At 67.4% G+C, this 13,306-nt stretch carries 12 protein-coding genes; 2 read left to right on the top strand and 10 right to left on the bottom strand.

From position 1 onward, the window contains the following. Nucleotides 1–14: 14 nt before the first annotated feature. The 4 genes from FIV50_RS07070 to truB are packed head-to-tail and all read right to left on the bottom strand — an operon-like array spanning nt 15 to nt 2,724. On the bottom strand, nt 15–968 hold the full coding sequence (locus FIV50_RS07070) for a bifunctional riboflavin kinase/FAD synthetase (RefSeq protein ID WP_140036821.1): 954 nt from the start codon (nt 966–968) through the stop codon (nt 15–17). Further along, nucleotides 965–1,411 carry a hypothetical protein gene (locus tag FIV50_RS07065; protein ID WP_258184466.1) on the bottom strand — a complete coding sequence of 149 codons (447 nt, stop codon included), beginning with the start codon at nt 1,409–1,411 and terminating at the stop codon, nt 965–967. The genes FIV50_RS07070 and FIV50_RS07065 overlap by 4 nt, the downstream gene beginning before the upstream one ends. Before the next feature lie 54 nt (nt 1,412–1,465). After that, a complete protein-coding gene (locus tag FIV50_RS07060) occupies nt 1,466–1,834 on the bottom strand; it encodes a hypothetical protein (protein ID WP_140036819.1) in 369 nt (122 codons plus the stop codon). Continuing rightward, a complete protein-coding gene (gene truB / locus FIV50_RS07055; RefSeq protein ID WP_140036818.1) occupies nt 1,831–2,724 on the bottom strand; it encodes a tRNA pseudouridine(55) synthase TruB in 894 nt (297 codons plus the stop codon). The genes FIV50_RS07060 and truB overlap by 4 nt, the downstream gene beginning before the upstream one ends. A 107-nt stretch (nt 2,725–2,831) precedes the next feature. Between truB and FIV50_RS07050 the strand changes: the two genes are divergently transcribed. Further along, nucleotides 2,832–3,731, top strand: coding sequence for an A/G-specific adenine glycosylase (locus tag FIV50_RS07050; protein ID WP_140036817.1), 900 nt, complete (start codon nt 2,832–2,834; stop codon nt 3,729–3,731). 9 nt (nt 3,732–3,740) lie between these two features. Here the strand turns inward: FIV50_RS07050 and FIV50_RS07045 are convergent, their stop codons facing one another. The 5 genes from FIV50_RS07045 to nusA all read right to left on the bottom strand — a co-directional run bounded on the left by FIV50_RS07045 (nt 3,741) and on the right by nusA (nt 10,728). Continuing rightward, complete coding sequence (locus tag FIV50_RS07045; protein ID WP_140036816.1) at nt 3,741–5,939, bottom strand: helix-turn-helix transcriptional regulator; 2,199 nt, start codon at nt 5,937–5,939, stop codon at nt 3,741–3,743. A gap of 64 nt (nt 5,940–6,003) precedes the next feature. Next, nucleotides 6,004–6,438: a 30S ribosome-binding factor RbfA gene (gene rbfA / locus FIV50_RS07040; RefSeq protein ID WP_140036815.1), complete on the bottom strand. Its 435-nt coding sequence runs from the start codon at nt 6,436–6,438 to the stop codon at nt 6,004–6,006. A gap of 71 nt (nt 6,439–6,509) precedes the next feature. Continuing rightward, nucleotides 6,510–9,335: a translation initiation factor IF-2 gene (infB, locus tag FIV50_RS07035; RefSeq protein ID WP_140036814.1), complete on the bottom strand. Its 2,826-nt coding sequence runs from the start codon at nt 9,333–9,335 to the stop codon at nt 6,510–6,512. A gap of 95 nt (nt 9,336–9,430) precedes the next feature. Next, complete coding sequence (locus FIV50_RS07030) at nt 9,431–9,685, bottom strand: YlxR family protein (protein ID WP_140036813.1); 255 nt, start codon at nt 9,683–9,685, stop codon at nt 9,431–9,433. A gap of 59 nt (nt 9,686–9,744) precedes the next feature. After that, complete coding sequence (gene nusA, locus FIV50_RS07025) at nt 9,745–10,728, bottom strand: transcription termination factor NusA (RefSeq protein WP_140036812.1); 984 nt, start codon at nt 10,726–10,728, stop codon at nt 9,745–9,747. On the opposite strand from nusA, the gene FIV50_RS07020 reads away from it, so the two are divergent. Further along, complete coding sequence (locus FIV50_RS07020; protein ID WP_308810391.1) at nt 10,727–12,214, top strand: flavin monoamine oxidase family protein; 1,488 nt, start codon at nt 10,727–10,729, stop codon at nt 12,212–12,214. The genes nusA and FIV50_RS07020 overlap by 2 nt on opposite strands. Here the strand turns inward: FIV50_RS07020 and FIV50_RS07015 are convergent. Next, on the bottom strand, nt 12,183–13,223 hold the full coding sequence (locus tag FIV50_RS07015) for a TIGR00730 family Rossman fold protein (RefSeq protein WP_140036811.1): 1,041 nt from the start codon (nt 13,221–13,223) through the stop codon (nt 12,183–12,185). The genes FIV50_RS07020 and FIV50_RS07015 overlap by 32 nt on opposite strands. Between the last annotated feature and the right edge of the window lie 83 nt (nt 13,224–13,306).

The following is a 13,306-nucleotide window of genomic DNA, read 5'->3' as shown; positions in this document are numbered from 1 at the left end:
AGTTCGAGCGGAGTTCAGCTGGAGCGGCGCGACAGCACGCTCGCGGCATCCGTCACGTCGGTGGCCATCTGCGCCTTGAGCTTCTCGATCCCCTCGAATGCGACCATGCCACGCAGACGCTCGACGAACTCGACGGTCACATCGTGACCGTACAGGTCGAGATCCGTCTCGCCGATCACGTGCGCCTCGACCTGGCGCTCGAGCACGTCGTCGAAAGTGGGGTTGGTGCCCACCGAGATGGCTGCCCGATGCCTGAGTCCCGTCTCATGGTCGACGAGCCATCCGGCGTACACACCGTCGGCAGGGACGAACGAGTCGACGGATGCCGAGAGATTCGCAGTGGGGAAACCGAGTTCCCGTCCACGCTTGAGCCCGTGAACGACCTCGCCGCGCACGTCGACGTTGCGATCGAGCACGCGAGCGGCAGCGGTGACGTCGCCGGCCATCAGCAGTTCACGGATCCAGGTCGAAGAGACACGACGGCCGGACCCGTCGAGGAACACGTCGTCAACGACCTCGACCGTGAATCCATACCTCGGCCCGAGTTCTCTGAGCAGCTCGGGGTCTCCTGCTCCGCCCCGACCGAACCGGAAGTCACGGCCCACGAGCACGGTGGACACATGCAGAGCACCGGTCAGGATGCTGGCCACGAAGTCCTCGGCGCTGCGCGCCGCGAGTTCTTCGTCGAAGGTCAGAAGCAGGGTGGCGTCGAGCTCGAGTTCGCCCAGCAGCTCCAGCTTGCGCTCGACCGTGACCACGTTCTCGGGGCAGCGATCCGGCCGAAGCACAGCGAGCGGGTTGCGGTCGAACGTGACGGCGACCGCGCGGACTCCCGACTGCGCCGCGATCTCCTTCAGGCGACGGATCACCGCTCGGTGACCGGCGTGGACGCCGTCGAATTTGCCGATCGCCACGGCTGACGGGCCGAAGCCGTCCGGCACATCGCTCGGGTCACGAAAGACGATCATGCGTTGGCCTCGGCATGGAGAGCAGGCTGAGCTTCGCGGATCGGCCCGTGGGTGCGCAGCCACCAGATGCCGAAGACCGGCAGCACGAGCGGGATGAACAGGTACCCCCGCCCGAACATCGACCAGACGGTGTCGTGCGGGAACAGCTCAGGGAAGAAGATGCTCAGCGCACCGACCGCCAGGACTCCGGCGAGCTCGAAGACGATCGCCACCCAGGCCACCGCGTACCAGCCGCGTCGACTCGCGAGAACCAGTGCCAGAGTGGCCAGGATGTACACGACCGCCGCGAGTGCTGACAGGGAGTAGGCGAGAGGCGCCTCGTCGAACTGTCGGAAGATCTGTACGAAGCTTCGACCGGTCGCCGCCAGCGCCATCACGGCATAGACGATCACGAGGACACGGCCGATGCCGCTCATGCGGGAGGTGGGAACGGAGGTGCTCATAGCGTCCTCCATTCTAGATCCGGGCGAGAAGACTCGGATGCGCTCCCGACCGGCTCAGGCCACCTGGATGGTCCAGATGACGTGCATGCGCCACACCATGATCGCGACGGCGAGAGCGGCCACACCGAGGATCACCGTGCTCCAGCGGCTCCTCTCCATCAGCGCCCACAGCACGGCACCCACCGGCAGCAGTACCGCTGAGACGAGATAGACCCAGTACTCCAGCAGGTCGCCCGTCGGAGGGTTTCCTGCCAGGGGCGCCACGATCGCGACCACCACCTGGACGACGAGGAGCAGCTCGACGAGGGCGAGCGCTCCGACGGTGTAATCGCTCGGGCGCCGGCCGGCAAGACCGAGCGAGACGCAGAACACGCCCACCATGGTCGCGACCGCCACCTGGGCGATGGTCAGCCAGAGGATCATCCGGCAGCCTCCGGCATGTTCATGGCGCTCTTGAGGTCAGCGCCGCGCCTTTCGACGACGCCGACGAAGATGCCGTTCGGGTCGATCGCGGCCGCCTGAGCGCCTGTCAGTCGATCGGCCTGTCCCGTGAGCCTCTTGCCGTGACGCAGGTCTCTCGCCTCCTCGGTCGACACCGACAGCGGATCGAGGACCCTCGCGGCCGCGGCGGCCGGGGTCAGCAGCGCCTCCTCGACGACATCGTCGACCGTCACCGCATCCGCGACATCGAAGTCGCCGACGCGCGAGCGCCGCAGCGCCGTGAGATGACCGCCCACCCCGAGCCCGGCGCCAAGGTCACGAGCGAGCGAGCGGATGTAGGTGCCGGAAGAGCAGTCGACGACGACGTCGAGATCCAGGAACCCTGCACCGGACCGCTCGGCGACGACGTCGAACCGCGAGACGGTGACATCGCGTGCGGCCAGCACGACCTCTTCCCCTGCGCGCACGCGGTCGTACGCGCGGCGTCCGTCGACCTTGATGGCAGAAACCGAACTCGGCACCTGAGAGATCGCACCGGTGAGCGCTCCGATCTCGGCTGACACCCTCTCGGGGGTCACGGGATCCCACGACTCGGCAGAAGCATGCGTGAGGATCTCGCCGTCCGCGTCATCCGTGTCCGTCGTCTGGCCGAGCCGGATCGTGGCCTCGTAGGTCTTGTCGGCTCCGACGATATAGGTGAGCAGTCGAGTCGCACCTTCGACGCCGATCACGAGCAGACCGGTGGCCATCGGGTCGAGGGTTCCCGCGTGCCCGACCTTGCGTGTGCCGAGCGCGCGCCTGGTGCGTGCGACGACGTCGTGGCTGGTCAGTCCAGCTGGTTTGTCGACGAGGAGGATGCCGGGCGAGACCATCTCTCAAGCCTACGATGCGTCCGAACTCTCCCACGCACGTCCCCTGGCGTGCGCGGGGGCCGGGCCTCGACCCCCGAACAGGATCCCGGTTCGCCTAGGCTGTCGAGGTGCCTTCGACATCGCCTGCCACCGCTGAGGTGTCTCTGCCGCTTGTGCACTGGTATCGGGACGCAGCACGCGACCTGCCGTGGAGGCGCCCGCGCTTCCACGAGGACTTCGGCGCCTGGGGCACACTGGTCAGCGAGTTCATGCTGCAGCAGACCCCCGTGAACCGCGTGATACCGCACCTCGAGGCGTGGCTCGACAGGTGGCCCACGCCCCCGGCGATGGCTGCCGCCTCGACCTCCGAGGTGCTGCAGCAATGGGCCAACCTCGGCTATCCCCGCCGCGCACTGTGGCTGCATCGCGCCGCCGTCGAGATCACGGAGCGTCACGGGGGCATCGTTCCCAATGATGTGGACGCCCTGCTGAAGCTCTCGGGGATCGGTGACTACACCGCGAGAGCCGTGGCTGTCTTCGCCTACGGCGACCGACACCCCGTCGTCGACACGAACACACGTCGTGTGATGGCACGCGCGATCCTCGGCCAGGCCCAGCCGGGCCCGCCCTCTCGCCGCGATCTGGAGCTCATGGATTCGTTGCTCCCCGCGGATGTCGTCGAATCCGCCGTGTTCAACGCGGCAGCGATGGAGCTGGGCGCGACCGTGTGCACGGCCCGGTCGCCGCGCTGCGACATCTGCCCTCTGGTCGACGTGTGCGCCTGGGTGGCCGCAGGGCGGCCGGACACCGGCGACACCAGAAGGCGCCAGGCGGCGTTCGAGGGCTCCGACCGCCAGGCGAGAGGCGCCGTGCTGCGGATCCTGCGTGCCGCTGCACCTGTGCCGGTCCTGATCGACTCCGTGCTCGCCGAGTGGCCTGATCCTCTTCAGCGCGACCGTGCGATCGACTCTCTCATCGTCGACGGCCTCGCCGAGGCCGATGGCGAGATGTTGTCGCTCCCCCGCTGACCGCGACGGTCAGACGAACTGGCCGATACGATGCGCGAGCACGGTCAGCTCGACGCGGGTCCTGACCTCGAGCTTCGCGAAGACCCGGCCCAGATGGACTTCCACGGTGCGCACCGACACGTGGAGCGAGTCGGCGATGTCGCGATTCGAGGCTCCGCCGACAGCCAGCATCGCGACCTCCAGCTCTCGAGCGGTGAGCATCGATTCCCAGACTCGGCGGCACGATGAGAGCGGGTCGCCGGCGACGGCGGCGCCGTCGGCGACCTCCACCCGATCGAGACGCGCCGCAATCGCCCTCGCCCACGCTGTCGCACCGGAGACCTCGAGGAGGTTACGAGCCATCGACAGATGCTCTCTTCCGATGGCGATGTCGCCCTTGATCAGCGATCTGGTACCGATCATCGCCTCGACTCTCCCGCGCGAGAACGGCGAGGTCAGCGTCCGCGCAGCGGCGACGACGAGCGGACGCTCGACACGCCATTCGTCGTCCGAGCAGCTGGTGATCTGCACACGCAACCGCTGAGCGAGCGCGATCTCGGGTGGCTCGATCCGGTGCGGACGCCACGACGCGCCATGCGTGACGACGATCGCCTCCTCGAGCCCGGGAACAGACAGCGTCGGCTGCGGAGCGCCGCGGTCTCTCCAGAGCCGCATGCACGACGCCGCCTCGGCCGAGTTGCCCGCCAGGAATGCTTCGATGCCCCGATCCACGAGCTGATCGATGCGAGAGGGTGCGGGAAGCGCGGCAGTCAGCGCCTTTGCGAACGGCCCGAGGTGACCGAGAACCGCCAGGTCGAGGCGACGGGCGATCACGACGCCGAGTCCGGCGAACGGCACAGCGACGGGCAGCTCGAGCGCGGCGCTAAGCATCCGGTCGCGCGCCGCGCCGATGTCTCCGCGCCACATCAGCAGCAGCACTTCGACGATCCCCCGATAGGCCGCGACAAGGGGGCTGAGCTCGAATCCCGCCACGAACGGATCGACCTCGACTCCGATCGCAGAGTCCCCGGCAGCGAGGAGCCGGAGAGCCCTGTCGACGTCTCCCTCGACGGCCGCTCGCAGTGCCAGGAGCATGCTCCCGGAGAGCGGACCGGTGCCGCGCACGTCGTCCGTCTCACCGTCGCCGATCACGAGCCAGGCGAGCGCGACCACCGGGTCTCGAAGTTCGCTGTCGGCGTCGACGCGCCCGCTCGCTCTTCTGAGCGCCTCGAGCCACGAGCGCATCCCGCGGCGGTCGCCCCGCTCGGCGCACAGCATCGCAGCGAAGGCCGAAGCCCGCGCCCACGAGTACCAGTGGGCGTCATCATCGATGCGCGGCTGGACGACGCTCGTGTCGACCTCAGGCACTGAACCGCGGAGATGCGCCTCGGCGACGAGCAGCCCACCGAGACCCTGCAGACGATAGAGCTCGTCACCATCGGGAAAGAGACTCCCCAGTCGGCACGCCGCCTCGACCGCATAGCCTGCGGCGATCGCCGCGACACCGGCGACGAGCGTCGCCTCATCCCGCTCTATTCCGCTTGAGTGCGCGGCGGCTTCCGCCGCGAGATGGAAGGCGCGCTCGCTCAGCCCGGCCTCCGAGTGCTCTCTGGCGATTCGGGTGAGCTCGCCGGCGGTCACCGGTTCGCCGTGTACCGCCGCACGAGCACCGTGCCAGTCGGCATCGACCCTCTCGCCGCGGGCGTCGAAGAGCCGGTGCAGCCTCGAGTGCACCGCGGCAGCCATCGAAGACGTTGTCGTCGCGCGCAACCAGATCGCCAGCCGGGGATCGGCGAGCCGAACCCGACCCGCATGGATGTCGAGCAGTGAACCAAGTGGACCGCCGGCGAGTTCTGCGGCGGATCGACCCGCGAAATCGACCAGGGGATCGAGCCTGTCGTCGAGCCTCAGCGACACGGCGACGAGGACCGCACGATCTCGGTCGTCGAGCTCCAACTGAGCGAATAGGGCTTCGACCGATGGAACCATCGGCAATGGCGAAGGAAGCGCCCTGAGCCCGCGGCGCTGATCAGCGTCGAGACGAGCAGCGACCGCCAGGATCGTCTGCGGGTCTCCAGACAGCTCGACCGCGAGTCGCGCCGCGACATGCGGCGCGCAGCTCAGATCATGCTCGAGAAGGTCGTCGAGAATCTTCTCGACGACCGCCGGAGCGATCGAGGTCGCCCCGTGCGCGCGCGAAAGAAAGATGCCGAACCCCCCAGTCCCCACGGGCGATCACCCGTGGAGCCGAGGTTAGCAAGACACCGCGACGCCCAGACGAGGGCACCGATATTCAGGACTTCGTGTCGTCGTCTTCCTGGCGGAGGTACGGGTCTGCCTCGCCCGCGTGCGATGCGGAGGATGCGAGCTTCGCCACATCGGCGTCGCGCTGCTGCGCTTCGCGGAGGAGAGCCGAGATGTGATCGGCGTTCTCCGGCAGCGCGTCGGGGATGAACTCGAGCGTCGGCACGAGGCGAGTGCTGAGCTGCTTCCCGACCTCACTGCGCAGCATTCCGGTGGCGGAGGTCAGCGCCTCACCGCTGGAGAGACGCTCCTCTTCGGTGCCGAGCACCGTGTAGAAGACGGAGGCGTGCTGCAGGTCACCCGTGACACGGACATCCGTGATCGTGACGAAGCCGAGGCGCGGGTCTCGAAGCCCCTTCTCGAGGCGCTCCGCAAGGATCACTCGAATGCGATCAGCCAGACGGGCCTGTCGTTCACCAGCCATTGTTCTCTCCCTCTACGTACCCTTCGGGCGAGGATGCATGACGCACCCTCGCCCGAAGATATCGAACTCGATCAGCCGCGAGGCTTCTCGATCAGTTCTGTCGTCTCGATCTCGTCACCGATCTGGATGTCATTGAACTTGCCGAGGCCGATACCGGCCTCGTAGTCCGTACGCACCTCGGTGACGTCGTCCTTGAAGCGACGCAGCGACTCGATGGCGAGGCCGTCCGCGACGACCACACCGTCGCGGATGACGCGAGCCTTGGCGTTTCGCGTGATCGTTCCCGATCGCACGATGACACCGGCGATGTTGCCGAACTTCGAGGAGCGGAACACCTCGCGGATCTCGGCGACACCCGACTGGACCTCTTCGTACTCCGGCTTGAGCATGCCCTTGAGCGAGCTCTCGACCTCGTCGATCGCGTTGTAGATCACCGAGTAGAACCGGATGTCCACGCCTTCACGCTGAGCGCGCTCGCGCGCCTTCGTGTCGGGGCGGACGTTGAAGCCCACGATGATCGCGTTGTCGATCGTCGCGAGGTTGACGTCGGACTCCGTGATCGCACCGACGCCGCGGTGGATGATGCGGAGCTGCACCGAATCATCGACCTCGATCTTGAGCAGCGACTCCTCGAGTGCCTCGACGGCACCGGAGACGTCACCCTTGATGATGAGGTTGAGCGACTCGACCTTGCCCTCCTCGAGAGCACGGGTGAAGTCCTCGAGCGAGATGCGCTTGCGGGCCTTGGCCAGCTGGGCGTTGCGCTCGACTGCTTCACGCTTCTCAGCGATCTGGCGGGCCATGCGGTCTTCTTCGGTGACGATGAAGACATCGCCTGCACGCGGCACCGAGTTGAGACCCTGCACCTGCACCGGACGCGACGGGTAGGCCTCGAGGACCTGCTCGCCGTTCTCGTCGGCCATCGCACGCACACGACCGTAAGCCGTTCCTGCGACGATCGCGTCACCGATCCGAAGCGTTCCGGACTGGATGAGCACCGTGGCGATGGATCCGCGGCCCTTGTCGAGCTTCGCCTCGATGGCGACACCGCGAGCGGCCTTGTTCGGGTTGGCCGTGAGGTCGAGCCCCGCGTCGGCCGTGAGCAGCACGGCGTCCAGGAGCTCCTGGATGCCGGTGTTCGCCCGAGCCGAGACGTCGACGAACAGGACGTCTCCGCCATACTCCTCTGCGACCAGACCGTACTCGGTGAGCTGCTGACGAACCTTGGCCGGGTTGGCGTCGGGCTTATCGACCTTGTTCACCGCGACCACGATCGGCACGTTCGCCGCCTGGGCGTGGTTCAGCGCCTCGACCGTCTGCGGCATGATGCCGTCGTCGGCCGCGACCACCAGGATGGCGAGGTCGGTGACCTGCGCTCCACGAGCACGCATGGCGGTGAACGCCTCGTGACCCGGGGTGTCGATGAAGGTGATGGCACGCTCGATGCCATCGTGCTCCGTCCACACCTGGTACGCACCGATGTGCTGCGTGATGCCACCGGCTTCACCATCGATGACGTTGGTCTGGCGGATCGCGTCGAGCAGACGGGTCTTACCGTGGTCGACGTGACCCATGACGGTGACCACCGGAGGACGGATCTCGAGGTCGTCCTCGCTCTCCTCCTCGAGCTCCTGCTCGAGGTTGAGACCGAAGCCCTCAAGGAGCTCCTTGTCCTCGTCCTCGGGCGAGACCATCTGGATCTTGTAGCCGAGCTCTTCACCCAGCACCTCGAACGTCGCCTCGTCCAGCGACTCGGTGGCCGTGGCCATCTCGCCGAGGTTGAAGAGGATCGTCACGAGGGTTCCGGGCTGCACCGTGTAGCCGGTCAGCGTCTCGATCTTGTCGGCGAAGTCCGCGATCGACGCACCACGGCGCATGCGGATGATCTCCCCGTTACCGCGGGTGACGTTGACGCCACCGACGACCGGGGCGCTCCGCATCTCGAACTCCTGCCGCTTCGCCCGCCGCGACTTGCGCTGCTTGCTCTTGCCGCCGCCCTTGCCGAAGGCACCTGCGGTACCTCCACCAGGACCACGACCGCGACCGCCGCCGCCACCCGGGCGACCTGCGAAGCCACCACCGGGACGAGCACCGGGACCGGCACCGGGTCCACCGGCACCGCCGGGACGACCGGGGCCGCCCGGACGCTGCTGGAACGGTGCACCACCGGGACGACCGCCCTGACCGCCGCGCGGAGCGCCGGGACGGGGGGAACCGGGACGAGGTGCACCCGGACGCGGGGCACCGGGACGCGGAGCCTGCGGACGCGGGATGTTGCCGGGAGTCGGACTCGGCCGCTGGCCCATGCCCTGCGCCGAGGCGAACGGGTTGTTGCCGGGACGCGGACCTGCCGGACGCTGGCCCATGCCCTGCGCCGACGAGAACGGGTTGTTGCCCGGACGCGGTGCGCCGGGCTTCGGTGCGCCGCCGTCGTTCGACTTCGGTGCAGCGGATCCGGGCGCGGCCTCTGCCGAAGCAGTGGTCTCGGCCGGAGCCTCTGCGGCCGGGGCGGGAGCCTCGGGAGCCGGAGCGGCGACGGGCTCTTCCGGCGCGGGGGCCGGCTTGGGTCCGGGCTTGGGCCCGGGAGTCGGTCCACCGGTCTTCGCGGCACCGGGCTTCGCAGCACCGGGCGTCGCCGCATCGGTCTTCGCGGCGCCGGGCTTTGCAGCACCGGGCTTTGCCGCACCGGGCTTGGCCGCGGCGGGAGCCGCGTCAGCGGATGCCTTCAGCGAGGCATCCGACTCGATGGCAGCGCGAAGCTTGCGCGCCACCGGAGGTTCGATGGTCGAAGAGGGGCTCTTGACGAACTCTCCGAGTTCCTTGAGCTTTGCAAGTGCGATCTTGCTGTCGACGCCGAGTTCGGCGGCGATCTCGTGTACGCGTGGTTTACCAGCCACAATTCTCCTGTCTGGGGTCGGTCCACCCAGACAGGGCAGACCACTAGTCGCGGACGGGTCTCATTTCGAGCCGTTCACTTTGTTTCCATAGCCGTTCAGCCTTTGTTTCTTGGTGGGTATTGTTCGATGATTCGCGTATCCAGATTGCCGGATGCGCGAAGTGCTCGGCCGAAAGCGCGGCGCCGCAGAGCGGCATCCATGCATTCCGGTGTCGGATGCACCCACGCGCCTCGCCCCGGCAGAACGCTTCGCTCATCGATGATGAGGGTGTCGTTCTGAGCCACCACTCTGAGAAGAGCGGTGCGGGGAGCGCGCGTGCGACAGCCGACGCACGTTCGAACGGGTTCCATCTTACACCTGTGTTCCCGTCCGACTCGCGCGACGGGCGCGAGTCGGACGTGACGAGCGATCAGTCGAGGACGCTGTCGGGCTGGATGTCGATCTTCGCGCCGGTGAGTTTCGCAGCCAGACGAGCGTTCTGCCCCTCCTTGCCGATCGCGAGAGACAGCTGATAGTCGGGCACCAGCGCTCGCACCGCTCTGGTGTTCGCATCGAGGATGAACGCGCTGGTCACCTTGGCGGGCGAGAGGGCGTTCGCGACGAAGGCGGCGAGCTCCGGATCGTGATCGACGATGTCGATCTTCTCGCCGGAGAGCTCCTCGGTGACGGCGCGCACACGGCGCCCCATCTCACCGATGCACGCACCCTTGGCGTTGATCGCCGGGTCGTTCGCACGGACGGCGATCTTCGTGCGGTGACCCGCCTCGCGGGCCAGCGAGACGATCTCGACGAGCCCTGCGGCGATCTCGGGCACCTCGAGCGCGAACAGCTTGCGGACGAGACCGGGGTGCGTGCGCGACACGGTGATCTGCGGCCCTTTGAGGCCCTTCGCGACGCTGGTCACGTACACGCGGAGGCGCGAGCCGTGGGTGTACTCCTCGCCCGGCACCTGCTCCTCAGGAGGAAGGATGGCCTCGACCGCTCCGAGATCGACGTGGATCATGCGAGGATTCGGTCCCTGCTGGATCACGCCGGCGACGATGTCGCCTTCTTTGTCCTTGAAATCACCGAGCACCACGTCGTCCGCGATGTCGCGCAGACGCTGGCTGATGACCTGCTTCGCGGCGAAAGCGGCGATCCGGCCGAAGTCATCCGGCGTGGCATCCTCTTCCCCGATGATCGCGCCCTCTTCGTCCTTGACGACCTGCAGCACGGCGACGTGCCCGGTCCGACGATCGAGATCGACGCGGACACCCTCGGGAGTCGCTCCGTCTGCGGAGACATGCTTGGAGTAGGCGGTCAGGATGGCCTGTTCGATGATCGAGACCAGCTCATCGAAGGGGATCGCCTTCTCCTTCTCGATCCCACGCAGCAGACTCAGTTCGATATCCATGACGACTCCCTATTCAGCTCTCGTCACGCGGGTGTGCACGCGCGACATCCGTACCACGATACCCTGTGCCCACCGCCGTCGCCACGACGACGGCCGCACCGATGCGGTGCCGAGCGTGCAGGAGGACTCAGTGACGACGTACGACACCATCGTGATCGGGGCGGGGATGTCCGGGGTGACGGCGGCCCGCATGCTCGCGGACGCCGGAGCCGACGTCATCGTCCTCGAGGCGAGGGATCGCGTCGGCGGCCGCATGCACACCGATCGCACCGCAGGCTTTCCCGTCGATCTCGGCGCGTCGTGGGTCCACGGCATTGAGCGCTCCGCACTGTGGGACCTCGTGCAGGCGCTCGGAATCCCGACGCTCGAATACACCGTCGGCAGCTTCCAGGCCGGAGGGCGGCCGATCGAGAACTTCGACGGCGACGGCAGGCCGATGGATGCTGCGCTCACATCCCAGTGGGTCTCCGATGTCGAGGAGGCGGATCGTCTGCTGGTCGACGAGATCGAACGGTCCTCCCCCGGTGACACCTACCTCGATGTCACCGAACGCGCGCTCGACCGCACCGGCTTCGATCCTGAGCGCATCGACGAGATCCGGGAGTTCTTCCGCCACCGCGTCGAAGAGCAGTGCGGAGCATGGATCGGAGACCTCGACGCGCACGGGCTCGACGAGGACGCCATCGACGGTGACGAGGTCATCTTCCCTCGGGGTTACGACGAGCTCCCGCGGCGCATCGCCGCCGAACTCGACATCCGCCTGGGCCACGTGGTCACCCGCATCGCCCGCACGGATGCCGGAGTCACGGTGTCGACCGAGAACGGGGAGTTCTCCGCACGGAGCGCTGTGGTCACCGTGCCGCTCGGAGTGCTCAAGTCGGGGTCGATCGACTTCGCTCCTCCTCTGCCCGACACGGTCGCGGAGCCTATCGAGCGGCTGGGCATGGGGGTGTTCAACAAGGTCTTCATCCAGTTCCCGGAACGTTTCTGGAACGAGGACAGCTATGTCCTGCGGGCGCTCGGCGAGGCCGGTGAGCACTGGCACTCCTGGTACGACGTGTCAGCCGTGAGCGGGCTTCCCACATTGCTGACATTCGCTGCAGGTCCGTTCGGTCGCAGAATGCAGGAGCTCTCCGATGACGAAATCGTCGCGGATGCCGTGGGTGCTCTTCGCGCCCTCTACCCTGAAGCCGTCGGCGAGCCCACCGCGCACTGGGTCACCCGCTGGGGGCACGACGCGTTCTCGAACGGTTCGTACTCGCATCTCGCACTCGGGTCGTCTCACCACGACCATGACGACCTCGCGGGGCCCGTCGACGGAGTGCTGCACTTCGCCGGCGAGGCGACCTGGGGCGACGAGCCGGCGACCGTGGGGGCGGCCTTCTACTCAGGCCACCGCGCGGCGGAGCGGATCCTCGGGCATTCGATCGATCTCGCCGCATTCGCGCGCGGAATCACAGCGCGGGAGCGGACTCCAACGAGTTGATCGCGCCGATGAGGCGGAACAGACTGCCGACCTGACGCTGGTCGAGGTGCAGGGCGAGACGCGGAAGATGCAGCAGATCATCGTCGGCGACCTCGGGTGACCGCGGAGCAGTCCGCTCGATTCGCCCGCTCGACAGCATCCCGGCGAAGCGGTCGTTCAGTTCCTCGAGCTCTGCATCGGTCGGGGCGACCCGCAGTCTGAGCACGAGCGAATCGCCGACCCAGCGCAGCGAGTCGTAGTTGCGCCAGAACCCCGCGATCACTGCTGCGGCCGACTCGACGGAGTCGGTGATGACCACGCGGTCGAAGTCGCCATCGGAGATCACACCCGTGGGCTCCAGATCCTCGTCGATGAACCGCTTGAGACCGTTCCAGAAAGTGCCGCCCGGCTCGTCGAGCAGGACGATCGGCGTCGGCTCGGCCTTGCCGGTCTGCTGCAACGTGAGCAGCTCGAACATCTCGTCGAGCGTGCCGAACCCGCCGGGCAGGCAGATGAAGCCGCTGGACTCCTTGATGAGCATCAGCTTGCGGGTGAAGAAGTACTTCATCGCCACGACGTGCTCGCTCGCCGCGATCAGGCTGTTGGCCTTCTCCTCGAACGGGAGACGGATCGACACTCCGAGCGAGAGCGCCGGTCCGGCTCCCTCCGCGGCAGCCTGCATGATCCCCGGCCCCGCACCGGTGACGACCATCCACCCATCCGCGGCGAGCGCGGCGGCGACGTCACGGGCCTGGACGTAGAGGGGATCATCATGGCGGGTCCGAGCCGAACCGAAGACCGTGACTTTGGGCACGCCCTCGAACGGAGCGAACAGTCGGAAGGCATCTCGCATCTCAGCGAGAGCGGCTGAGGCGATCTTGAGGTCGAGGCGGGTGGTGCCGTCCTCGCCCAGCAGGACCGCCGTGCGCATCATACGCATGACCAGCCTGCGGTCGGTCTTCACCCCGGCCTCGTCGAGGACGTTGTTGATCTCGGCGCTCAGCGATTCCGGCAGCGGTTCGTCGGTCATGCCCTCAGCCTGTCACGACGGCATGTCGGGTGGGTCGTCGCAACGCCGCCCGATGCGCTGACCACGCGGGCGTTCCGGTGTCA

This window comes from Microbacterium foliorum (genome assembly GCF_006385575.1).
GTDB lineage: Bacteria > Actinomycetota > Actinomycetes > Actinomycetales > Microbacteriaceae > Microbacterium > Microbacterium foliorum_B.
This window is presented reverse-complemented; position numbering and strand designations above follow the sequence as displayed.